This is a genomic window from Lactobacillus sp. ESL0225 (assembly GCF_003692905.1).
Classification (GTDB): domain Bacteria; phylum Bacillota; class Bacilli; order Lactobacillales; family Lactobacillaceae; genus Lactobacillus; species Lactobacillus bombicola.
In genome coordinates this window covers 1-21,970 of record NZ_REHK01000004.1, presented here as the reverse complement: position 1 = coordinate 21,970, position 21,970 = coordinate 1, and the positions used below count along the sequence as shown (strand labels likewise).

The window sequence follows — 21,970 nt, the reverse complement described above, 5'->3', positions numbered from 1 at the left end:
TAAAATTTAATAATTAACCCTTAATTTTTATAATAGGTATTAATTTTTATTTTCAACATGCCGAGTTGACTTTAGAGTAAATGCGACAACTAAGCCAATAACTGCCAAAATCAAAGTGAAATATAGGCCATAATGTACACCATTAGTAAATTGTGCGGCTTTATCAGTGCCTTGGTAAGTATTTTGACCCCAACTTAAAAAACTAGTCGCAAGAGCGGTGGCAACGGCGCCAATAATCTGTTGCATAGTATTTAAAATAGTACTGCCATCAGCTGATTCTGTCCCTTTTAAAGCATTCAAAGCATGGGTTTGTGCTGGGGACATCGCTAAGGGACAACCAATCATTATAATAATATGAGTTACAATAACATAAATAATACTTGAAGTGGGATTTGAAAAAATTAACATGATTAGCCCAATAATAGCAATAGTAAAACCTGATACAGCAGGTATTTTTGCTCCTACAGAATCATATAGTCGACCTGCAAAAGCTGACACTAAGGCGTTGATAATTCCACCAGGTAACATAATAATTCCTGTCAGGGCAACAGGCAACAATAGACTTCTTTGCAAATATTGTGGCAACAAATACATTGCTGATAAAATAATCGCAAAATCCAACATAACACAGATTGCCCCCTGTGCAAAAGCTAATTTCTTAAAAACGTGAAGATTAATAATTGGTTGTTCTAAATGTAATTTACAATATGTGTATAGAAATAAAACAATCGCAGCAATAGCTAACATTAATAAAACAGTTGGCGCCGTCCAGCCCATATTTGAAGCAAAGCTGACTCCCATTACTAAACTAGCAAATCCCACAACGGATTCAAGTAATGAAAGAATATCTACCTTTGGTCGAGTAATTTTACCAGTATTGGGTAAGCCAATAATAGCACAAATTAAGGCTACTACTAAAAAGGGCATAAAAAACCAAAAAATCCAATTCCAAGTTAACTTACCCAAAATAACACCAGTAATAGTAGGGCCAATCGCTGGCGCTAGCATAATGACTAGGGCACAAACACCCATCGCAGTCCCCATTTTAGATGGCGGGAAAATTAGCATCGCTACTATAAACATTAAGGGCAAGATTAGCCCTGTCCCTAATCCCTGAATCATTCGACCTATTAATAAAATTATAAAATTAGGTGCTGTAGCAGCTATGATGACGCCAAATATAAAATCCAGCAAACCAATAATTACGATTTGTCTGGTAGAAAACCACTTAGTTAATAAACTTGAAAAAGGCAAAATGACACCAATTACTAACATATAGCCGGTAACCAGCCACTGAATAGTACCTGAATTTAACTGAAATGATTTCATTAATTGTAGTAGTGCAATATTTAATGAGGTCTCTGATAGCATGCCCACAAAGGCGCCTATCATCATACTCATCATTGCCAACCAAGGGCGCTGAACTTTGCTTGATTATTTTCCATAAAAAACTCCTTTTACATTTTGTGCTTCTAAGCGCAACTTGATTATCTTATCAAAAAGAAAATTTCTTCGTAAGTTTTTTATTTAATTAAAAATCATATTCTAGCATCAAAGTCAGGCTTTACTAGCTAAAAATTACTTTTAACAAGATAGTAAGATAAAAGCCACTATAAAAGGATCAAACTCTTAGAGAGCTGGACCCTTAATTAAATAATTTTTATTCTATTTCCTTTTTACCAGTATACAATTCGTAGTAGTAGCCCTTTTGCTTCAGCAGTTGCTCATGATTACCTGCTTCAATAATATGACCATGATCAAGTACTAAAATCAAATCAGAATTAACGATTGTAGATAATCTGTGCGCAATAACAAAACTTGTTCTACCAGCAAGAAGATTGTCCATCCCCGATTGAATCAACTGCTCTGTCTGTGTATCAATGCTTGAGGTTGCCTCATCTAAAATCATTACTGGCTCATCTGCAATCATTGCTCGCGCAATACTTAATAATTGCATCTGTCCTTGCGACAAATCTCCGCCTTCACCATCAATAACAGTTTGGTAACCCTCATCTAAGTGATGAATAAATTCATCGGCATGAGACAAATGAGCTGCTTGATAGACATCATCATCACTAGCATTCATATTACCAAAGCGAATATTGTCCATTACCGTTCCTGTAAACATATGCGTTTCTTGTAAGACAATCGATAAAGAATGACGTAAATCATCTTTTTTAATCCGTTTAATTGGAATACCATCATAAGTAATAGTTCCTGAATCAATTTCATAAAAGCGATTGACCATATTAGAAATCGTTGTTTTACCTGCACCAGTTTCACCAACTAAAGCGACCTTCATCCCTGGTTTTGCATCTAGCGAAATATCATATAAAATTTGTTTGTCAGGAGCATAGCTAAAGTCTACGTGGTCAAAAACAATGTGGCCTTTAACAGTTACCTGCTTAACTGTTCCATCATTTTGTGGCACATTCCAATACCAGGTGCCCTTAACCTTTTCATCTTTAGTTATTGTTACATCGCCATCATCTAGTTCAACTGGTTGATCTTCTAAATCAAAAATTCTTTTTGCACCAGCTAAAGCCATAACTATTGAATTTAACTGCTGAGAAATTTGTGCAATTGGCATAGCAAATTGTTTAGATAGCTGTAAAAAGGCCCCAATAACACCTAGTGATAGAGGTGCAATATGGTTAATGGCAACTGCGCCGCCAATAACCGCAATTAGTACATATAACAAGTTGCCAATATTACCCATAATTGGAAATAAAACCGTTGAATAAGTATTAGCCTTACCAGCTGCATTTTCTAGCTCTTTATTATAAACTTCAAAATCTGCTTCTACCTCTGGTTCATGACTGAAAACTTTGATAACTTTCAAGCCGTTAAGCATTTCTTCATTATAACCATTAACTTGACCTAATTCTTTTTGTTGTAATTGGAAATAATGCGCTGACCTTGACGTCAAAAATCGTACAACACCAATTGATAATGCAAAAATTATCAAAGTAAAAATCGTTAACTGCCAACTCAAGCTAATCATTGCTGCTAACACGAAAACAATATTTAATAAGGAATTCATAAATTGTGGAATTGATTGCGAAATCATTTGCATTAAGGTATCAATATCATTGGTATAACGACTCATAATATCGCCAAAATCATTTTCATCAAAATACGCAATTGGTAATATTTCCATATGCTCAAACATTTCGTTACGAACGCGATATTGCACCTTTTGAGCTAAAACTCCCATTAACATCGTAAAAAAGTAGCTAGCAATAAAGCCAATGGCATAAAAGCCAAACATTACTACAATTGCCTGCCATAAAGGACCAAAATCAGGATGAGATTGTTTAAGTAACGGCATTATGTATTCATTAATTAAACGTTCAATGAATAAAGAACCCATAACGGTTGATCCAGCTGACAAAATAATCGCAATTATTGACGTAATCAGCATCCAGGGACTGGTATTGGCAACTAATTTAAGCAACCGTAATAAGGTGGTTGAGCGCTTACCAGTCATCTTCTTAGTTTCTACTGCTTTATCCAAATTTATCACCTACTTTTTCTGTTCTTCTTGGAATTTTGCAATTGAACTGTATAAATCATTACGTTCCATTAATTCATCATGCGTGCCAATATCCTGAATTTTACCTTCATCCATTACTACAATTCGGTCTGCATCTTTAATTGAAACAATTCTTTGTGAAATAATAATCTTGGTAGTATCTGGCATATTTTTAGCTAGAGATTCTCTGATTTCTCGCTCCGTTTGAGTATCAACTGCTGAAGTTGAATCATCCAAAATCAAAATTTTGGGTTTTTTAAGGAGGGCACGAGCAATCGTAATTCTCTGCTTTTGTCCACCAGAAACATTGCTACCACCTTGTTCAACCATTGTATCGTATTGATTGGGCATTTCACTAATGAAATCATCTGCATGAGCAATTTTCGCAGCAGCTAAAATCTGCTCATCAGTTGCATTTTCATTACCCCACTTTAAATTTTCTTTAATCGTTCCCGAAAACAGAACATTATTTTGTAAAACCATCGCTACATTATCACGCAGTGTTTTTAAATCATATGATTTAACATTGTGCCCAGAAACTCTGACAGCTCCTGAAATTGTATCGTAAAGCCGCGGTATCATTGCCACTAGCGTGGATTTTGAAGACCCTGTTCGACCGATTATACCAAGAGTTTCGCCTGACTTAATATTTAAATTAATGTCACTTAAAGCTAAATTTTTATCTTCTTGATCATATTTAAAGTTGACGTGATCAAAGATTACTTCACCATTAGTTAAATGCGTTAGTGGTTTACGTGGATTTTCAATTGATGGCTTTTCATTGATTACATCCGCAATTCTTCGCCCACTAGCTGCCGAAATAACTAATTGGGTAAAAATCATTGCTAAAATATTTAAACTATTTAAAACTGAATTGGAATAGGAAAACATTGAAATAAGTTGTCCTGGTTGTAAGCTACCGCCAACAATTTCTTTCGCTCCAAACCAACAAATAGCTAAATTAGAAATATTCAAAACGGCCATAACAATCATTGAATTGAGCGACATAATCTTTTGCGCTGTAGAAAATAATTTATAAATAAAACCTGACGTTTTTTTGAACTGGTTTGTTTGTTGCTCTTCTTGCACAAAAGTCTTAACTTCTCTAATGCCCCGAACATTTTCACGCACAACTTCATTCATCCGATCGTATCCCCTAAATATTTTGGGAAAATAAGGATTAACACTTTTGATAACCAAGGCCAGTAGAAGAATAAAAATTGGAGCAATTACCACAAAAATTAATGATAGCCGTGGACTAATAATTAATGACATAATTATGGAAACGACTAGCATCATTGGTGCTCTAACTGCAATTCTAATTAATATTTGATATGACATTTGGACATTATTAACATCAGTTGTCATTCTCGTTACTAAACTCGCACTAGAAAATTTGTCAATATTTTCGAACGAATAATCTTGTACATGATAAAACATATCTTTGCGCAGGTTAGCAGCAAACCCAGCCGCAGCATGGGCCGAAACATAGCTAGCACTCGCTCCTAAAATAAGAGAAGTAATTGTAATTGCAAACAGCACCAAACCCCACTTAGTTATATATGGCATATTACCCTTCATAATTCCATTATCGATTAAAATACCAACTAAATATGGAATCAGCATTTCTATAATAACTTCTCCGGTAACAAATAGCGGCGACAGCAAAGACAATTTTTTGTATTGCCTAATAGATTTACGCAGCGTATTAATCATTAAATACCTCTTTCTATTAAGTCAAAATGACATTTATACTTTTTCTAAGAGCAATTTATTTTAAAAAGGATAAACAGACTCATCGGTGTCTGTTTATCCTTTTTATATATAAAGTTATTTAAGTATAGCTCTTTTCTTGACAAAAAGCACTCTATTTGTTTCTGGCTACTGGTGAAAAGACCGAACCAATCAGTTCATAATGTTTTCTAAATAACCAACGAATGCCATAAACAACAATTGCAATAATAATATTAGCTGCACCAGGTAATATTGGATTTATTACTTTTAGTGCAGGTAGCGACAATAGCCACATCAAAGCTAGTAACCCTAAAATCATTGTCACTAGACCTAAAATCAACTTAGACCAAGGAATTTTATTGCTTTTACCAGTTGCAGGCAAAATTAATTCATTATATTTGGTCATCAGTGCTCCCATACCAGCGCCGACACTAATTAAAGTTAAAATGCCCATTTGTGCATTGGCTTTAGAATTAGTCTGAAAGAGTGCTAGTACCCCAAAGATACCAACAAAAAGTACCACATAAATTAATGCACCATCAACTGCATATTGCCAAAAGGGAATATCTGCAGCTGTTTTCTCTTTTGGCTTAATTAAATCAGCTGCTTTTAATTTTGGCGACATCGTATAAAAATTAGAAGCCGGTCGCCCATGGTGTTGCGCTAGCACTATTTCAGGCAACAGTAAGTCAATACGCTTTTGCGCTTCTTCTTGGCTCATTTTACCTTGGGTTTCTAACTCTTTTTGTAAACGAAAAATATAATCAGCATTCTTTTTACTAAGTTCTTTTCGCAGTTCCTGGGAACTCATCTGTTTAATCTGGTCATCTTTATTTTGAACCGCAACTTTTTCTTTTAATTTTTCTTGCTGATTTGCATCAATTTTTGTTTGCTCAGCATTTTTATTTTCAGCCATTATCTTTTCCTAAACGTTAAATCTAAACTCAATAATGTCACCGTCTTGCACTTCGTAATCTTTCCCCTCAAGACGCAACCTACCAGCTTCCTTGACCTTCTGCATGGTCTCATATTTATTTAAATCAGCAAATGAGACAACTTCTGCCCTAATAAAGCCTCGTTCAAAGTCAGAATGAATTACACCAGCAACTTGGGGCGCCTTCATTCCTTCATGAAAGGTCCATGCTCGTGTCTCTGGTCCACCTGCTGTAAAGAACGTGCGCAATCCCAAAAGATGATAAGCTGCTCTAATTAGTCGATCCAATCCTGACTCACTCACACCCTCGGCTTCTAAAAATTCAGCTTTTTCATCCTCATCTAGACCAGCAATTTCTTCTTCAGTTGCTGCAGAAACACCAATGCAACCAGCATTTTCACTGTCAGCATGCTTTTTTACAATTTGGTAATATTGGTCAGCTTCAGGATTAGCCATTGCTTCTTCTGCAATGTTAGCAACGTAAATTACCGGCTTAGCGGTTAACAAAAATAGACCCTTTACTATTTTTTCTTCTTCATCATTAAAACTAATTGAGCGTACCGCTTTACCTTCTTCTAGAACGGGCTTAATCTTTTGTAAAACTTGTAATTCAGCCTTAGCTTCTTTGTCTTTTTGCTGCGCTAACTTTTTAACTTTATCAATGCGCCGATTAACTGCATCTAAATCTGAAATCGCTAATTCTAAATTGATTGTATTAATATCTTCTTCAGGATCAACTTTGCCAGTAACTGAAGTAATATTATCATCTTCAAATGACCGGACTACATGGATAATTGCATCAGTTTGGCGAATATTTTCTAAAAATTTATTGCCTAGTCCTTCACCCTTAGATGCGCCTTTGACCAGCCCTGCAATATCAGTAAACTCAAAAGTAGTATGGACAATTTTTTTAGCAGGAACTAATTCTTGGATTCTAGCTAATCTTTTATCCGGTACCTCAACCATCCCAACATTTGGTTCAATGGTAGCAAATGGGTAGTTAGCCATCTCAGCACCAGCTTTAGTAATTGCATTAAATAAAGTAGACTTCCCGACATTAGGTAAGCCAACAATTCCAGCAGTTAATGACATATTTATCCTCTTCTTTTTATCAAAATCACTTATTATCTTGGATTAAATTTGGTTGAACTATTGTATTTTTTAGCTCATATTGTTCATTTTTCAAATTGACCGGATCATTAGCCTTAGCCAAAATTTTTTTGAAATTATGGACAAATTTTGAGCGTGGCATCAAAACAATATGACCACAGCCCATACATTTCAAACGAATGTCCGCACCTAATCGCAAGATTTCCCAGTTATTAATCTTACAAGCATGTGGCTTCTTCATCAATACAGTATCAGCTAAATTGTATTGAATATTTTTATTCATCAAGATCAACACCTAAAATATCAAGAATTCGATTCAATTCATCAACAGAAGAAAAAGAGATAGCTAAACGTCCGCTGCCCTTTTTACTTTCAGAAATATTAACATTCGAACCTAACTTATCAGCTAAACGATGTTCGCTAGCCTTAATAAACGCTGATTTTTGCACTGCCTTTTTATGCGTTTTTTGTGAGTTCAATTTGGCAACAAGTGCTTCAACTTTACGCACAGGCATGCCTTCTTTAACAACCTGTTTGGCTACTTCATCAATTTTGTCCTTATTCTTTAACCCGAGCAAGGTCCGAGCCTGCCCCATTGATAAATCACCATGCTGTAACAAATGCTTAGTTTTATTAGGCAAGGTCAATAAGCGTAAATAGTTGGCAATATATGGACGTGACTTACCCATACGCTTAGAGACTTCTTCTTGTGTCAAGCCGAGATTTTTTTGAAGCATATCGTACGCTTGAGCTTCTTCAAGCGGGGTCAAGTCCTCACGTTGTAAGTTTTCTAAAACAGCAACTTCCATCATCTGGCTTTCAGTAAAAGCACGAACAATTGCTGGAACCGTAGTCTTTTTAGCAATCTTAGATGCCCGACAACGTCTTTCACCTGCAATAATTTCATAGCCATTTACAGATTTACGCACAATAATCGGTTGAAAAACTCCATTTTCTTTGATGGAATCAGCTAGTTCCTTCAAAGTTTTTTCGTCAAAATTACGGCGAGGTTGATATGGATTCGGTCTAATCTCACTTAAGGCAAGATCTTGAATTTCCTCTTCAGCTTCTTCAATCTGCGGCTCATCCTCAAATAAAGCCTCGATGCCCCGTCCTAAACCGCCATGTCTTTTGGTTTCCTTACTTTTTGAGTCTCTTGCCATGGTTATTCAGCACCTCCCTAGCCAAATCATCATAAACTTTTGCCCCCCGTGAATTAGGGGCATATTCAGTAATTGCTTCACCATAGCTGGGAGCTTCAGCTAGCTTAGTAATTCTTGGAATAATCGTCTGATAAACTTTATTTGAAAAATACGACTTAACTTCTTTAACTACTTCTGCTCCCAAGTTGGTTCGCGCATCTAGCATTGTCATAAGTACGCCTTCAACACCCAAATCTTTATTAAAATGCTTTTGAACCAATCGAATTGTATTTAGCAGCTGGCTTAAGCCTTCCATTGCATAATACTCACTTTGAACGGGAATCAGAATAGAATCAGAAGCTGTGAAAGCATTGATTGATAATTGCCCTAAAGACGGGGGACAATCGATAAAAATAAAATCATAGTCTCCACTTACTGTATCTAAAGCGGACTTCAGGCGCGTTTCTCGAGCCATCATACTAATCAATTCAGTTTCGGCTCCTGACAAATTAATTGTAGCCGGAACCAAATCTAGTTTGGCAGTTGAAGTATGGAAAATCGTGTCTTTTAGTGGTACATCGTTAATTAAAACACTGTAGATATCTTCATCGATTTCTGACTTTTCAATTCCTAACCCAGAAGTTGCATTGCCTTGAGGATCAATGTCAACAATTAATACGTGATAGCCACGTTTGGCAATCGAAGCTGCCAAATTAATGGTCGTCGTCGTTTTGCCAACTCCACCTTTTTGGTTAGCCACCGAAATCACACTTACCATATTCTCCATGCCTTCCTACTTTCTTTTTAATTCGATTGTAATTTTATAATCATCAGGATTATTATTTTCTTTAACTTTAACTTTAATCCCTGAGTCTTTAGCTAATTTTACCGCTTGTTTGATGGTATTAATTTGGACCTTCAAATCTTTAGGGATTCGGTTAACTGCCCGCTGCGTTTTTTCAGCTTCATCCTTTTCCTGCGCTTTAACTTTTTTACTGGCAAAATAGCCATCAACATCTTTTATAATCTTTTCGGTATCACTAACATTCAAATTATTAGCTAAAATTTCGTCTAAAACCCGACCCTGGTCTTTTTCACTCAACCCAACTAAGCAACGGCCATGCCGCGGCGTTATTTCTCCACTTATCAAATAACTTTGGACTTTAGGCGTTAATTTTAATAAGCGCAATTTATTAGCTACATAAGATTGCGACTTACCAATATTTTGCGCTAAAGTAGTCTGTGTTAAATTATTCATCTTCATTAGATTATTGTAAGCCTGTGCTTCATCAATCGGGTTCAAATTTTCACGTTGTAAATTTTCAATTAAAGCCAGTGAAGCAGCTTGACTATCAGTCATATTATTAACAATAGCTGGTATGGTATTCCAATCTAATTGTTGCGCCGCTCTAAAACGCCGCTCGCCAGCAATTATTTCGTACTTTTCACCTTTTTCACGCACAATAATTGGCTGAAGTAAGCCGTCTTTAGCAAGCGTTGCCGCTAATTCATGAATTGATTGATCTGAAAATTCATGCCGCGGTTGGTACGAATTAGGCTCAATCTCTTTTAATGTAATATCTTGAATTTGTTTATCTTTAGGAATCTCATCATGATGCCGTAAAGAAGAAAAAAATGACATGTAATAATCCTCCCTAATCAGTGAATCGGTTTGCGGTGTGGGGTCCCCGCCTGTCGTGGATATTTTTTAGGTGTTTCCTTCGTTTTTTGTACTAGAATTAAGGTTCGTTCTTCACTACTATTGGGTAATTGTAAATCTTTTACTTCTAGCAATTTTCCTCCTAATAAAGCAATAGCTTTTTTAGCCGCACTTAATTCACTTTCAGCTTTTGGGCCTTTTAATGCCACCAAGTAACCACCTTTTTTGACCAATGGTAAACAATATTCACTTAAAACTGCCATATTAGCCACTGCTCTTGCCGTTACAATATCAAACTGCTCGCGATAAAGCTTGTCTTGACCAATATCTTCGGCGCGACTATGAACAAGAGTTACGTCTTTAAGCTTCAATTGTTCAATCAAGTTTTGTAAAAAAGTTAATCTTTTACCTAATGAATCAACAATTGTAACTTTAATTTCTGGTTGCACTATCTTAAGTGGAATTGATGGGAAACCTGCTCCGGCACCTACATCACATATCTTACTTTCATTTTTGAAAATATTGTTAAAAACCAACAATGGCGTAATACTATCAAAAAAGTGCTTCAAATAAACATCACTTTCAGCAGTTATCCGCGTGAGGTTAACATGCCGATTAGCAGCAACCAAGTTAGTAAAGTATTGCTTAAATTGGTTGATTTGCTTTTCATTTAATTTACAATTACATTTTGATAATTCTTGGACAAATTGTTCAGGATTCATTTTTCACCCGTGAAACCTTGTTTCACACCCTATAAATTTAACGCTAAAAACGACTTATTGTAAAGCCATACATCCCTATAATTATGGAATATTTTTTGACTGTCGTCAAAGTCTAAACACATAAAATAAGCTATAATAGCTTCAAAGGAGAAAAAAATGATTGTTACTTTAATTGTTCTGACTTACTTAGCCTTTAAGACATATAAAGGTTATCAAACTGGGTTTACCAAGCTAATTATTAATTTAATTTTTGCGGCCATCGTTTTTATCATGGCTATTCTTTTTCAAAATCCTTTAGGCAATTGGATTTATGGTCAGATTACTGGACAAAATATTCAAACAACTTTAACCCCAGCAACCAACTTAATGTTATTTCGTTTCTTAGCCTTTTTCATCATTTTATTCGTTGGCAAATGGATTAGTAAAATCTTTAAAAGTTGGGTTCCAAATAAAAACCCGCATTCAACTAGCTTTGGTACTATTTTAGATGGCGTCTTAGGCGGGATCGCTTCTTTATTTGCTAGTTATTTCTTTGTTTACATTATTTTATCGATGATAAATGCGCTCCAAAATCCTTGGTTTATTCAGCAAACGCTCGATTCAGCATTTATCCGGTTTATTATTTACAATACTCCAATACTATCTAACGGAATGTTTAACATGATTTTTAGCATTAGTCGCACGGCAGCATAATGGAGCACTATGCTTTTCACTCACAGAATATTAAACTCATAAATATGGCTAGCTTATGACAGAGCAAGTAGTTTTTCTACTTGCTTTTTATATACTTTAACTACTAATGCCCCCAAGACTTTTCTTATAAATTTTTAGCGTATTTAGCAGTAGCACTTTTATAAAATTCACCTTAATTTTTTGCACTATTAGAATGGATCCAAGTATTTATGATTTAAAACAAACGAACAATAAAGTTTTTATGCATAACTCAAATAATTAAGGTAAACTACATATAGAAAGGATAGAGATTTATGATGAATAAAAAGCAAATATTAAAAAAGATTATTACTATCAGCGTAGCTTTACTGCTATATGTTCCAGTTGCTAATGACAGTTTAATCTCTAAAGTTAGTGCCGATTCAGTAGCTCCAACTACTGAACTAGCTTCTAAAAAGGTTAAACCTTTTAACGTGGCCGTTATCAAAAAGAACTATGGCGTATATCAGGGATTATTTGAAAATAAAAAATCCAGTGCCAAATACTTCCACCAAAATTTTGTAGTTTCGCATGTTTCTACTCATAATGGTAAAAAGTATTACTGGATTAGCAAAAAAAATCAGCCCGCAATTGGTTATATTAATCAAAACGCTGTAGCTAAACCTAACCAAAGTAAACTAATTAAGGTTCCTTATGTAAGCCAGTATGTCCCCGTTAAAACACCTTGGGGATGTGCTGGTGCTTCAATGGCAATGCTCTTAGGCTCACAAGGACAAGAAATTACTACTAGTTTACTGCAAAAAATTCAGGATAATTTACCAATGCAACCAACAAAAGGTGGTCAAAAAGGCAATGTATACACTGGCGTAGGCTTTGGCTATGTAATTCAACCAGGCGCATTAAGTAAGTATGCTCGTACTTTTGATAAAGGCAAGAATGTTATTAATATTTCTAAAAAAAATCTAACTCTTAATGATATTAAAATGTATCTTCAAGCTGGAAAACCTGTTTTATTTTACGGCTTTTCTTCATACCAAAAGCCTGGTGATTATGTCCGTAATCACTGTAAGGTAATCACTGGCTATCGTCATGGGGATTTTCGTGTCTATGACCCTCTCTACTATTCTAGAAATGATGGTGCTGGTAGTGGTGGCAAAAACATGACATATGACCACGGTGCGATTGCCTGGGTACCCAAAGCCGCTTTACAAAATGAATTCTGCCATAAAGCAATTACACTCAAATAATTATTATTTTACAAAAAAGCCTAGGATTTTAAATATCCTAGGCTTTTTCAACATAAAAATTACTACTTTAAAAATTGTCACGTTCAAGATGTCCGTCATTATAAACAAAAATTGCGCCTATTCGACTAGGGTCATCGTGCCACTTGTCAATCGGGTGCTGCGCAAAAAATAATCGCTTACATTCAATTTCAGCTTGAACTGAAGTTTTGGTAAAAGTAGTCACTCCCGCTAAATCAGTTTCAACAGGGTAACCAGTTCGTGGATCAATTAAATGATGATATTTATGTCCATCAACTTCAAGGTAACGTTCATACGTACCACTTGTTACAGCTGAGCATTCTGGTACCATTTCCGAGGTAATATTTTTACCACGAGCTGCTTTAGGATCTTGTACCCCAACTACCCATTGTCCATTAGCCCGTTTAGGTGATTTACCTACCAATAAAATATTTCCACCTAAATTAATAATACCTGCATGTACACCAAAAGCACGCCAATAATCACGAATGCGATCTGCAATCCAACCTTTGGCTATCCCACCTAAATCAAGTTCCATACCAGGTTGCTGTAAAAATATAGTTTGATCAGTATCATTTAAGTCAACATTAAAAGGATTAATCAACTGTTTTTTTTGTGTAATCTGTTCCTTCGTCGGTACATGCGCATTTTTAAAGCCAATTGACCATAATTTGACAAGTGGCCCAATTAAGGCATTGAAACCATAATTTTGGCGACTTTCATTTACCGCCAACTTAACTAAATCGTAAGTTGCACTAGATACTTGCACCGCACTTTTTCCTGCAGCATGGTTGATACTCATTACCTCAGACTTATCCCGATTAACTGTTAATAAATCTTCATAATAATCAATTAAATCAAAGGATTTATCGATAATATTAGTTTTTTTGGTACCAAAAATTTGTAAAGTAATGGTTGTGCCTAAAGCATGATGCTGTCCCACTGCTTGTTCTAATGCCAATTCTTCAATCATTTTATTCTTATTTCTCCAAATATTTTTCTCTAAGCAGTTCTTGCATCTGATGATCAATGCCTAATTGGTTAACGATGTATGAATCCAAACTACCATATTTTTTATTAATTGCGATTAAACTAGTGTCAAAATATGTATTCGCCACTGACCCTAATACACGCATATTGGCTCGAAACATTTCATTTTCGCCATTTTCTTTAAAGCTTTGATCACGTACTGCCCTATATTCATTAAGTAAATAGTTTGAATATAGGTAGTCACATCTAATCGTTTCCATATCTACGCCTAAAATATATAAAAGTAAAATCGTAACTAAACCCGTTCTATCTTTACCTTCTGAGCAATGATATAAGACAGCCCCTGTGTCTGTTTTACTGATAGTCTGTATAATCTGGTGAAAACTAGCTTGCGCTCTTTTAGTCAGCACGTGATTATGATAACGCTGACACATCAATTTAAAACCAGCATATTGATCACAGCGATACTTAGCAAATTCTTTTTGCATATCTAACTTACTGCCACCAGAATTAGCTTCATCAGAAAGTGGAAAATGATAATGTTTGACACCTGGTAATTTCCGGTCAGGATTTTTTTTACATTCAGTCGGTGATCGCAGATCAATTATTTTTTTTAAGCCGTAGTTCAACAAAAACTGTTCGTCCTTTAAAGTTATTTTACTAAAATTACCTGCTCTTAATAAACGATGAAACTTGATTTTTCTTCCATCAATTCCAACGTATCCGCCTAAATCACGTGGGTTGCGAACAGACTTGACTGGTAAAACAACTGGATCAGACATACTAATACCTCTACTAATAAAAAAATAATCGGATAGTTACTTCTATCCGATTATTTTACTCTCTGCTAATCAATCTAGCAAAAAATTATTTATTTGCTTGTTCAACAAACTTAAAGAAACTGTCCATCATACCATCTAATTGCTTGATAGTCGCTTCATCAGTCAAGTTACCAGTTTCTTTATCAAACTTACTTGCTGCTTGACCAATTAAAACTTCGTTTCCTGGTAAAACATTAGCACTCATATCAGGAGAAAGAAGAATTTCACGGATATCTTCTTGCGCACGACTACTACCTTGGCCACCTACTGAAGCCCCAACTACAGCAACTGGCTTCATTTTCATTACATTTGGACCAGCATGTGAACCCAGCCATTCAAGACTACTCTTTAGAGCAGCTGGAATAGTATGATCATATTCCGGCGTAGTAATTACAATACCATCAGCGCTCTTAATGTCCTCAATCCAAGCTTTAATTGATTCATCAGCCATTTCTGTTCTACAAAATGGGGTTAGCTTATCAATTTCTTTTACTTCAATATCAGCTTTATCACCATAATGCTTAGCAATAAATTTAGCTAAAAAGCGATTATATGAAAAAGGTGCATTTGTACCAACAATTGCTAATAATTTCATTCTTGGTCCTCCTACTTAGTAATTTGTGCGTACCATTCGTCAACTTCATCGAAGAAGTGACCTAAGAATTCAACAGTAGACTCATTAGTTAAGTCACCATTTTCATCAAATTGGCTTGGTGCAGTGCCCATCATAAACTCATCACCATTAAACACTAGGGCATTGAAACCTGGTGCAGACAACAAACTCTTTAACCGGCTTTGGGAACGAGCAGCACCTTGAGGCATTGGTGAAGTTGACACAATAACAATTGGCTTACCGTTAAAAGGACGTGTAGAACTCGATAACCATTCAAGTGCACTACTCATAGCGCTAGTTACCGAGTGTTGTTGCTCTGGTGAACCGATTAAGACTAAATCAGCGGCCTTAATTTCTTCACTTAAACTTTGAATAGCTGCGGGGAGCTCTTCACCCTCTTTAAACATTGGTAATCCTTTAACTGTCACCAGTTTAAAATCATATCTATCAGCAAAATGCTTAATAATATACTTAAGCAATGCCTCATTAAACGAATTATTGGCATTTGAGCCAGATAATGCAAGGATTTTCATAAAAAACCACCTTTCAGAAAACTAACTTCTATTAGATAATTGTAACATTTTTGATATTGATTTTACATAAACTTGCACTCAAATTACTGCATTTTAAAGAAATGCCAAAAATTAAATATTCACGTTAACGCTTGTCTAATTATCTTGCCTTTTTCTCCGTCTTAGTGTCATCAACATCAAATAATGAAATATTATCATTTCTGCTAAGCCAATCATTCCGAATTGCGTCATTGACTTGTGCTTTTAAGACGTTAACAATCTGAGACTGTGAAAAAGCAGCAATTTTATTAACAATCAATGAAGCAAGACCTATTGTAGTAATCCAATTAGCAATCACGATATTTTTAATTTTAGTCTTACTGTAACCATTATCATCATATTGTTGCTTAAATTTTTCAATTCCTAGATTAATTAATGTATCAGAAATAATTTTACTACCAAATTTCCCATCAACAAACATTGCCCGAAACAATTTTTCATGGTCTTGAGCAAAATCAATATAAGATAAATCCATATCAACTAAAGGCTTATTAGTATATTCCTTTTGTAAAATATTGTTCTTTAAATTATTAGCTATTTTTCGCAAAACCTCTTTACGTAGTTCTTCCATACTACTAAATTCTAGATATATTGGTTGCGTTGAAAAATGGCCCGCTTTTGCAATATTACGGGCAGTAAGACATTCTATGCCATCTTTGACAACCATCTTATAAGCAACATTTAATATTTTATTTCTTCCTATTTCTTTTTTTCTCGCCATTTTGGTTTTCCCTTAATTAACCCAAGTGACTGTTCTTTTATTTTTTGTCCTGTTTCACTTATAAAAGAAAATTATAAAACAAATACTGAAACAGTATAATTAAATTATTTCAGCAATGTAACGGGAGTTTAGGCATTATTTTTTAAAAACTCATCATAATAAGATGAAACCATATCGATTATTTCAGACTTGCTTAATCCTTGAGATGCGCAAAAGGAAAAGAAAGCAGCAGATAAAATATAACCGCGTTCACGATCATCAGTTAAGTTTTCCGAAAATCTCATATTAATACTTTGATTTTCATAATCAGTTGATACTTCAACTGATTTATCTTCTGGAATTTCATTCATTGTTATACCTCATCAAAACAAACTCAAATAAACTTTTCATCCCGCCAAACTATACAAGCTACAGTTCAATAGATAAAAGTACAAAGTAACACATTTAACACAAACACACATTTATAATTTCTTGTTATTTTGGCATAAACTTTAATTCTATGCCTTTTTAATCACTAATAGATTGCTTACCGTGAAAGTTTGCCTTTTTACAGCCTACTATCCATATGATTTTAAAAAATAACAATTAATTATCTAATACTTAGAATAGTAAACTTTAAACTACTTTGTCAAGAACAAAACACGTTTTCTGAATTGAAATAGCGCCATTTATCATAAAGATAAGCGCTTTCTAAAATTGATATCTTAACTAACAAAATTAGCCTCTCATTTTATAAGTAATCTATATATGTTATTAAACAAAAAAGCCCTAGTTTTTAATCATTAAAAAACTAGGGCTTTTTTGTTTGAATACTTTTTATTGCCTATTTATTATTTACTATTTTTCCATCCATCATTTCATATATATAATCTGCATATTTCTTTAATCGCGGATCATGAGTTACCAAAATGACTGCTTTATGATAATCCTTGGCTAACTCTTTAAATAATTGGCCCACTTCATCAACATTTTCACTGTCTAGTGAGGCAGTTGGCTCATCAGCTAATATAATTTCCGGATTCGCGTATAGTGCGCGAGCAATAGCTACTCGTTGCTGTTGTCCCCCAGATAATTCATTTGGATACTTATTAACTAAATCACTAATTTTTAATCGCTTTAATAATTTTTTTAGCACTACAAGACTAATATTATTATCTTTTTTAACCCGATCAACTAGTTGAAATTGCTCTTTTACCTTTAAAAAAGGAACTAAGTTATATGCCTGTAATACAAAGCCTATACGCGTTAATCTTAAATTATTACTTTGCTTAGCTGAAAGATGAGAAATATCTTCTCCGCCTACTATAACTTGACCAGAAGTAGGCTTTTGTAGCGAACCAGCAATTGTTAAAAAAGTACTTTTACCTGCACCAGAAGGACCCATGATAAGGACCACATCGCCTTCATCCGCTTTAAAATTTATATCTTTAAGAGCTACAACTTTAGCTTCCCCTTTGCCGTAAACCTTTTGTACATTATTTAATTCAATCACTGCCATCTTATTCACCTATTGCTTTTACTGGATCAACTTTCAAAATTGATCTAATCGGAATCAAACTACCAATCAAGCCTGTTATCATCATTCCAATAGTACCACTTAACACAATTTCAGACGTAAAGCTCATTGGTACAGCTGCAGGGAGCAGTTTAGCTGTTAAAGTCATTGCCAAAAGCCCTAGTATAACGCCGATGATAACTAGCATTAACGCTTGGCTAATGGTTGCTTTAATTAAGGTAGCACTTGGAATACCCTGGGCCCGCATTACCGCAAAGTTATGCATTTTTTGCATGGTTAAAATATATAAAAAAACGGCAATAATAATAAGAGAAATAACAAATAAAAAGCCAATCATCAGTTGGAAAGTCATATTCTGGGCCGTATAGCCCGGTAATTTATTAATGAAGTATTTAATTGTATATGTCTTATTGTTGCCATGATCATTGCGGTAATCAGTGCGCCTTGACATAATTGCTGACGCTTGCATATTAGGCATTCCTTGACGCAAAGTTTTCCACGTTGCCAAAGTACCAAAAATTATAGGGGCAATGTTAATCTTCGCATTTTTAGCAAAACCAACAATTTGATATTTTTTCTTTGAATTATTTAACTGTAAATAATCGCCTAGCTGATAGCCTTTAACTTTAAATGCTTGATCAACAACAACTTCACTACTATTATTAGCTTTTCGACCAGCAATAATTTCTTGGTCTTGATAAATAAACTGCGCTTTTTTAATCCCAATAAACTGTGCTGAAACTTGTGGTCTATTTTTACTTTTGGCAACTACGGGGGTTTGTCCTAGTAAAGCTTCATCTTTAGTTAAATTAGCATGTTTTAAATCCGTTTCATTTAAAACAGACTGACTCATATTGACATTGGCATTTTTATTCAAAACCACCTGCCTAATATCCCATGATTCTAAAGCTTGAGTATTTTGACTGGCTAATCCAACTGCTAAAGAAGATAATATAAAAATTAAATAGCTGATTAAAAAAATCATCAAAATAATTAAGCCATATCGTAATTTTTCTCGCTTAATTTCCTTAATTGCTAAAAACACTAATTTGCTCCTTTTTCTAATAATTCAAGTCCAGACCTAAAGCGTTCTAATACTACCTTTTCTTGCTGCGGATTTTCAAAAATCATTCGAATTGCTCCATGACTTAAGACCATTGCACTCCAGTTTTGTGCACTTAATTGACTTAGTAGCGCACTAGGAAAAGGGTGATTGACCATACTTTCGTTATATAGAATATGAATTCTAATTAAATTAACATATTTACTACATTGTGTTTGCTTAATGAAATCTACCACCATATTATAAATAAGTTGTGGCTTGTAAGCTGAAGTATGTTGGATCGGTATATGTAGCTCCGCCATAGCACAAAGATAAAGATACTGATAGGCATCCTTTAAATCAATAAAGTACTTATAAAAAGTTCCCCGTGCAATGCCGGCATCTTTTACAATTCGAGCTACTTGTGCTTCTTGCAAGGGATAGGTACCAAACTCATTTAATAAGGCCTGTTGAATTAAATCTTTTTTTGCCTGTGGCAAATTGATAAAAGTTGACTTGACCATTTGTTGACACTTTCTTTTAAAAGTGACACAGTGTCACTTTAATAATTAGCATACTTTTAAATTTAATTTACGTCAATTAAAATGCACGGTCTTATTGTGGCGCTAATAAGCGATTATAATAATTTATCCGTGGCGTTTGATTACAATAAGAAATTTTAGCTAATGCGCAATTATCAATGGTCTGAAAGTAATTCAGATCACCAGCTGTAAAGTAATGAGCAAACATCATCCGAATTAATGTACCATGGCAAATAACCAATACCTTCTTATTAGCGTATTTTTCCTGCATTTCAGTTAAAAAACTTGCGCACCGTTCATTTAGCTCAGCAAAAGTTTCACCACTAGGTGCATATTTAACATAACTAGCACTTGCCTTACCCCAGGGATCAACAGCATCAGGGTACTTTTTACCTAATTCAGACAGCAGTTGCCCGTCCCATTCACCAAAGTTATGTTCAACTAGCCGTTGGTCGATATTAATTTCCTTTTGTCCCTTAGTAAAAATTTTAGCAGTTGTCAATGCTCTTTTCATTGGACTTGAAAAAACCACATCAAAATTACCCGGATTAAAAACAGCAGCGGCTTTTTGGGCATAAGCTTTACCTTGGGAATTCAAGTCATAGTCAAAATAAGCACCTTGAATCTTACCTGTTTTATTTAATTCTGTTTCACCATGACGTATAAAAACGATTTCCATGATTGCGATTACCTCCGTTTTTTACTTAACGTCGTTTAAAATCAAATTCTGTTCTAAAAACATATGTAGTTGGACTACTAACTTCTGGAACAAATTCAAAGCCAAAATCGTTAAAATTTTGTAAGTCGAGGGGATCAGTTAGTTGATGTTCTGCAATAAAGCGAACCATCTCGCCCCGCGCCATCTTGGCATGAACCCCAACAGTCTGCCATTTTCCCTGTTTCTTTTCTTGAAATTCAATGGTAATCATTTGTCTTAGACTAGTTAAATAAGGCTTAATACTTAACCAGTATTCTTTAGAAGCTAAATTAATCACTACATCATCATTGCTAAACAGGTTATCAGCTAAGGTACTACCCCAAAATTTATAAAGATTAGGCTCACTAAAGCCGCGAACTTTATTTTTCATTTCTAAACGATAAGGCCAAACACCATCAAAGGGGCGTAATATGCCATAAAGTCCTGATAAAATTCGCACATTTTTCTGTAAATACTTAAGCGCTGGCTGAGTAAACAAGTCTGGTGCCATATATTGATATTGAATACCGGAGTAAGAAATAATTGCCGGAGTTAACTCCGTGTTTTGCTTTAGGTCGATAACTTTTAACTGTTCTTGTCCTTCTTTGGTTGTATTTTCACTAGCTTGCCAAATTGCTTTCAACTCCAAAAAACTGCACTGCTTAAGAAAATCAACTAATTCTTGAGCCTTTTTGATCATGCTTGGCTGCGACTGAGCTAAAAAAGCTTCATGGTCAACTTTCATTTTCATTGCCGGGGAAATAATAATTTTCATCTTTCGTATTTACCTCCTTTTAGGTTAAACTTAATACTATATATACTAAGGAGAGAGAATTAATGAATCCTGATTTTGCTATCATCCTAAATTTTAAACTAAAAAATGCCCAAGAGATAGATATGGACTTTTTAGTTAAAACGGCCCGTAATATTGGTGTGCGGGCAATTGCTGCTGACCGCTTAGAAAATGAATTACAAATTCCTTGTGCCAAATATTCCATTAACTTAGTTACTATTGCAACTGGTGAAGATTTAGCTACAACAAATATTATTGAAACATTAGTCCAAAACCGTAAAGTTGGTAAAGCATCTATAATCAACATTGCTGTTAATAGTGATGGTAGCTTTAGTGCAGCTACTAAAGAGATGCTTGAACAGATTAATAGCTGGATGCATATTTTTGGGCATGCTTTTAATGAAAGCACACCTTGCAATCTTACGGTTGACGGTAATAGCTTCATTTTACAAAATCGGCATATGCCTTATCAAAATTATATTTATGTCCAAAAATCATTCCCCCAAAAAATTAAAGTTAACGGTCTTACTCAAGAACCTAATCGGATTGAAATGATTGAAAATCGTACACCATTAACTTTTAGTTATCAAAATGGTAGCTTAATTATTAATTTAGAAACCGCAACAAGCAGTAATTTCCCATGGCAGATTATCCGTGTGCAACAACATCGGCCTGAAGATGATATTAAAGAAACTAAATTTTAAACCAAAAAGAAAGGTTAGGTTCACCTAGCCTTTCTTTATTATAGGTTATTTTCTTTTCGCATGGGTCTGCGACTGGGCATTATTTTGCCCGTAATACGCTCCTTGACCATGCTTTCGATAGTAATGCTTATCTAATAAATACTGGGGCACATGACTATCTGCTCTAGTTAACATAAGGGTGTGGT

The 21,970-nt window shown here is 34.8% G+C and carries 24 protein-coding genes and 1 pseudogene; 3 read left to right on the top strand and 22 right to left on the bottom strand.

Annotated elements, in window-relative coordinates:
• Positions 1-39: 39 nt before the first annotated feature.
• The 10 genes from F5ESL0225_RS00980 to rsmG all read right to left on the bottom strand — a co-directional run bounded on the left by F5ESL0225_RS00980 (position 40) and on the right by rsmG (position 10,837).
• Positions 40-1,401, bottom strand: a complete 1,362-nt coding sequence (locus F5ESL0225_RS00980; RefSeq protein WP_233554090.1) for a DHA2 family efflux MFS transporter permease subunit — start codon at positions 1,399-1,401, stop codon at positions 40-42.
• Between the two features lie 259 nt (positions 1,402-1,660).
• A complete protein-coding gene (locus tag F5ESL0225_RS00975) occupies positions 1,661-3,490 on the bottom strand; it encodes an ABC transporter ATP-binding protein (protein ID WP_122021278.1) in 1,830 nt (609 codons plus the stop codon).
• Positions 3,491-3,526: 36 nt separating this feature from the next.
• Positions 3,527-5,251, bottom strand: a complete 1,725-nt coding sequence (locus tag F5ESL0225_RS00970) for an ABC transporter ATP-binding protein (protein WP_122047682.1) — start codon at positions 5,249-5,251, stop codon at positions 3,527-3,529.
• A gap of 151 nt (positions 5,252-5,402) precedes the next feature.
• Positions 5,403-6,185, bottom strand: coding sequence for a DUF1129 family protein (locus F5ESL0225_RS00965; RefSeq protein WP_122024392.1), 783 nt, complete (start codon positions 6,183-6,185; stop codon positions 5,403-5,405).
• A gap of 9 nt (positions 6,186-6,194) precedes the next feature.
• A complete protein-coding gene (gene ychF, locus F5ESL0225_RS00960; protein ID WP_118898266.1) occupies positions 6,195-7,295 on the bottom strand; it encodes a redox-regulated ATPase YchF in 1,101 nt (366 codons plus the stop codon).
• Between the two features lie 25 nt (positions 7,296-7,320).
• The gene (locus tag F5ESL0225_RS00955; protein ID WP_090093727.1) at positions 7,321-7,596 is read right to left on the bottom strand and encodes a DUF951 domain-containing protein; all 276 of its coding nucleotides are present in this window, start codon (positions 7,594-7,596) and stop codon (positions 7,321-7,323) included.
• Positions 7,589-8,476, bottom strand: coding sequence for a ParB/RepB/Spo0J family partition protein (locus F5ESL0225_RS00950; protein WP_090093728.1), 888 nt, complete (start codon positions 8,474-8,476; stop codon positions 7,589-7,591). Before F5ESL0225_RS00950 ends, F5ESL0225_RS00955 begins: the two co-directional genes overlap by 8 nt.
• Entirely contained in the window at positions 8,454-9,233 is a 780-nt protein-coding gene (locus tag F5ESL0225_RS00945) for a ParA family protein (protein WP_118896590.1), read from the bottom strand. The genes F5ESL0225_RS00950 and F5ESL0225_RS00945 overlap by 23 nt, the downstream gene beginning before the upstream one ends.
• A gap of 15 nt (positions 9,234-9,248) precedes the next feature.
• On the bottom strand, positions 9,249-10,097 hold the full coding sequence (gene noc, locus F5ESL0225_RS00940) for a nucleoid occlusion protein (protein WP_122021248.1): 849 nt from the start codon (positions 10,095-10,097) through the stop codon (positions 9,249-9,251).
• Between the two features lie 17 nt (positions 10,098-10,114).
• Positions 10,115-10,837 carry a 16S rRNA (guanine(527)-N(7))-methyltransferase RsmG gene (gene rsmG / locus F5ESL0225_RS00935; protein WP_122021247.1) on the bottom strand — a complete coding sequence of 241 codons (723 nt, stop codon included), beginning with the start codon at positions 10,835-10,837 and terminating at the stop codon, positions 10,115-10,117.
• A 156-nt stretch (positions 10,838-10,993) separates the two neighbouring features.
• On the opposite strand from rsmG, the gene F5ESL0225_RS00930 reads away from it, so the two are divergent.
• The gene (locus tag F5ESL0225_RS00930; protein WP_122021246.1) at positions 10,994-11,530 is read left to right on the top strand and encodes a CvpA family protein; all 537 of its coding nucleotides are present in this window, start codon (positions 10,994-10,996) and stop codon (positions 11,528-11,530) included.
• 293 nt (positions 11,531-11,823) lie between these two features.
• Positions 11,824-12,756, top strand: a complete 933-nt coding sequence (locus tag F5ESL0225_RS08540; protein ID WP_370466376.1) for a C39 family peptidase — start codon at positions 11,824-11,826, stop codon at positions 12,754-12,756.
• Between the two features lie 67 nt (positions 12,757-12,823).
• Here F5ESL0225_RS08540 and F5ESL0225_RS00920 read toward each other — a convergent pair whose 3' ends face one another.
• From F5ESL0225_RS00920 to yaaA, 11 genes are all read right to left on the bottom strand, one after another.
• Positions 12,824-13,747 carry an FAD:protein FMN transferase gene (locus F5ESL0225_RS00920; RefSeq protein WP_122021244.1) on the bottom strand — a complete coding sequence of 308 codons (924 nt, stop codon included), beginning with the start codon at positions 13,745-13,747 and terminating at the stop codon, positions 12,824-12,826.
• 7 nt (positions 13,748-13,754) lie between these two features.
• Positions 13,755-14,546 carry a tyrosine-protein phosphatase gene (locus tag F5ESL0225_RS00915; protein ID WP_122021243.1) on the bottom strand — a complete coding sequence of 264 codons (792 nt, stop codon included), beginning with the start codon at positions 14,544-14,546 and terminating at the stop codon, positions 13,755-13,757.
• A gap of 85 nt (positions 14,547-14,631) precedes the next feature.
• Positions 14,632-15,180 carry an NADPH-dependent FMN reductase gene (locus tag F5ESL0225_RS00910; protein ID WP_122021242.1) on the bottom strand — a complete coding sequence of 183 codons (549 nt, stop codon included), beginning with the start codon at positions 15,178-15,180 and terminating at the stop codon, positions 14,632-14,634.
• Positions 15,181-15,191: 11 nt separating this feature from the next.
• Positions 15,192-15,731, bottom strand: a complete 540-nt coding sequence (locus F5ESL0225_RS00905) for an NADPH-dependent FMN reductase (protein ID WP_122047681.1) — start codon at positions 15,729-15,731, stop codon at positions 15,192-15,194.
• Positions 15,732-15,870: 139 nt separating this feature from the next.
• Complete coding sequence (locus tag F5ESL0225_RS00900) at positions 15,871-16,491, bottom strand: TetR/AcrR family transcriptional regulator (protein ID WP_122021240.1); 621 nt, start codon at positions 16,489-16,491, stop codon at positions 15,871-15,873.
• Positions 16,492-16,619: 128 nt separating this feature from the next.
• Positions 16,620-16,841: a hypothetical protein gene (locus F5ESL0225_RS00895; RefSeq protein WP_122021239.1), complete on the bottom strand. Its 222-nt coding sequence runs from the start codon at positions 16,839-16,841 to the stop codon at positions 16,620-16,622.
• 473 nt (positions 16,842-17,314) lie between these two features.
• Positions 17,315-17,989, bottom strand: a complete 675-nt coding sequence (locus F5ESL0225_RS00890; protein WP_122047680.1) for an ABC transporter ATP-binding protein — start codon at positions 17,987-17,989, stop codon at positions 17,315-17,317.
• A 1-nt stretch (position 17,990) separates the two neighbouring features.
• Positions 17,991-19,052: an ABC transporter permease gene (locus tag F5ESL0225_RS00885; RefSeq protein ID WP_122024386.1), complete on the bottom strand. Its 1,062-nt coding sequence runs from the start codon at positions 19,050-19,052 to the stop codon at positions 17,991-17,993.
• Complete coding sequence (locus F5ESL0225_RS00880) at positions 19,052-19,573, bottom strand: TetR/AcrR family transcriptional regulator (protein WP_122021236.1); 522 nt, start codon at positions 19,571-19,573, stop codon at positions 19,052-19,054. Before F5ESL0225_RS00880 ends, F5ESL0225_RS00885 begins: the two co-directional genes overlap by 1 nt.
• Before the next feature lie 91 nt (positions 19,574-19,664).
• The gene (locus F5ESL0225_RS00875; protein ID WP_122047679.1) at positions 19,665-20,270 is read right to left on the bottom strand and encodes a histidine phosphatase family protein; all 606 of its coding nucleotides are present in this window, start codon (positions 20,268-20,270) and stop codon (positions 19,665-19,667) included.
• A 25-nt stretch (positions 20,271-20,295) separates the two neighbouring features.
• Positions 20,296-21,063: a peroxide stress protein YaaA gene (yaaA, locus tag F5ESL0225_RS00870; protein WP_122021234.1), complete on the bottom strand. Its 768-nt coding sequence runs from the start codon at positions 21,061-21,063 to the stop codon at positions 20,296-20,298.
• A gap of 62 nt (positions 21,064-21,125) precedes the next feature.
• Between yaaA and F5ESL0225_RS00865 the strand changes: the two genes are divergently transcribed.
• The gene (locus tag F5ESL0225_RS00865) at positions 21,126-21,785 is read left to right on the top strand and encodes a hypothetical protein (RefSeq protein ID WP_122024385.1); all 660 of its coding nucleotides are present in this window, start codon (positions 21,126-21,128) and stop codon (positions 21,783-21,785) included.
• Positions 21,786-21,830: 45 nt separating this feature from the next.
• Here F5ESL0225_RS00865 and araD read toward each other — a convergent pair.
• A pseudogene (gene araD, locus F5ESL0225_RS00860) lies at positions 21,831-21,970 on the bottom strand (L-ribulose-5-phosphate 4-epimerase); the annotation flags it as partial.

Coding starts and splice junctions, on each gene's coding strand:
- F5ESL0225_RS00980 (WP_233554090.1), bottom strand. CDS start 1,401: ATGAGTATGATGATAGGCGCCTTTGTGGGCATGCTATCAGAGACCTCA.
- ychF (WP_118898266.1), bottom strand. CDS start 7,295: ATGTCATTAACTGCTGGAATTGTTGGCTTACCTAATGTCGGGAAGTCT.
- yaaA (WP_122021234.1), bottom strand. CDS start 21,063: ATGAAAATTATTATTTCCCCGGCAATGAAAATGAAAGTTGACCATGAA.
- F5ESL0225_RS00865 (WP_122024385.1), top strand. CDS start 21,126: ATGAATCCTGATTTTGCTATCATCCTAAATTTTAAACTAAAAAATGCC.
- F5ESL0225_RS00895 (WP_122021239.1), bottom strand. CDS start 16,841: ATGAATGAAATTCCAGAAGATAAATCAGTTGAAGTATCAACTGATTAT.
- F5ESL0225_RS00955 (WP_090093727.1), bottom strand. CDS start 7,596: ATGAATAAAAATATTCAATACAATTTAGCTGATACTGTATTGATGAAG.
- noc (WP_122021248.1), bottom strand. CDS start 10,097: ATGTCATTTTTTTCTTCTTTACGGCATCATGATGAGATTCCTAAAGAT.
- F5ESL0225_RS00930 (WP_122021246.1), top strand. CDS start 10,994: ATGATTGTTACTTTAATTGTTCTGACTTACTTAGCCTTTAAGACATAT.
- F5ESL0225_RS00945 (WP_118896590.1), bottom strand. CDS start 9,233: ATGGTAAGTGTGATTTCGGTGGCTAACCAAAAAGGTGGAGTTGGCAAA.
- F5ESL0225_RS00975 (WP_122021278.1), bottom strand. CDS start 3,490: ATGACTGGTAAGCGCTCAACCACCTTATTACGGTTGCTTAAATTAGTT.
- F5ESL0225_RS00970 (WP_122047682.1), bottom strand. CDS start 5,251: ATGATTAATACGCTGCGTAAATCTATTAGGCAATACAAAAAATTGTCT.
- rsmG (WP_122021247.1), bottom strand. CDS start 10,837: ATGAATCCTGAACAATTTGTCCAAGAATTATCAAAATGTAATTGTAAA.
- F5ESL0225_RS00910 (WP_122021242.1), bottom strand. CDS start 15,180: ATGAAATTATTAGCAATTGTTGGTACAAATGCACCTTTTTCATATAAT.
- F5ESL0225_RS00920 (WP_122021244.1), bottom strand. CDS start 13,747: ATGATTGAAGAATTGGCATTAGAACAAGCAGTGGGACAGCATCATGCT.
- F5ESL0225_RS00905 (WP_122047681.1), bottom strand. CDS start 15,731: ATGAAAATCCTTGCATTATCTGGCTCAAATGCCAATAATTCGTTTAAT.
- F5ESL0225_RS00915 (WP_122021243.1), bottom strand. CDS start 14,546: ATGTCTGATCCAGTTGTTTTACCAGTCAAGTCTGTTCGCAACCCACGT.
- F5ESL0225_RS00965 (WP_122024392.1), bottom strand. CDS start 6,185: ATGGCTGAAAATAAAAATGCTGAGCAAACAAAAATTGATGCAAATCAG.
- F5ESL0225_RS08540 (WP_370466376.1), top strand. CDS start 11,824: ATGATGAATAAAAAGCAAATATTAAAAAAGATTATTACTATCAGCGTA.
- F5ESL0225_RS00950 (WP_090093728.1), bottom strand. CDS start 8,476: ATGGCAAGAGACTCAAAAAGTAAGGAAACCAAAAGACATGGCGGTTTA.
- F5ESL0225_RS00880 (WP_122021236.1), bottom strand. CDS start 19,573: ATGGTCAAGTCAACTTTTATCAATTTGCCACAGGCAAAAAAAGATTTA.
- F5ESL0225_RS00900 (WP_122021240.1), bottom strand. CDS start 16,491: ATGGCGAGAAAAAAAGAAATAGGAAGAAATAAAATATTAAATGTTGCT.
- F5ESL0225_RS00875 (WP_122047679.1), bottom strand. CDS start 20,270: ATGGAAATCGTTTTTATACGTCATGGTGAAACAGAATTAAATAAAACA.
- F5ESL0225_RS00890 (WP_122047680.1), bottom strand. CDS start 17,989: ATGGCAGTGATTGAATTAAATAATGTACAAAAGGTTTACGGCAAAGGG.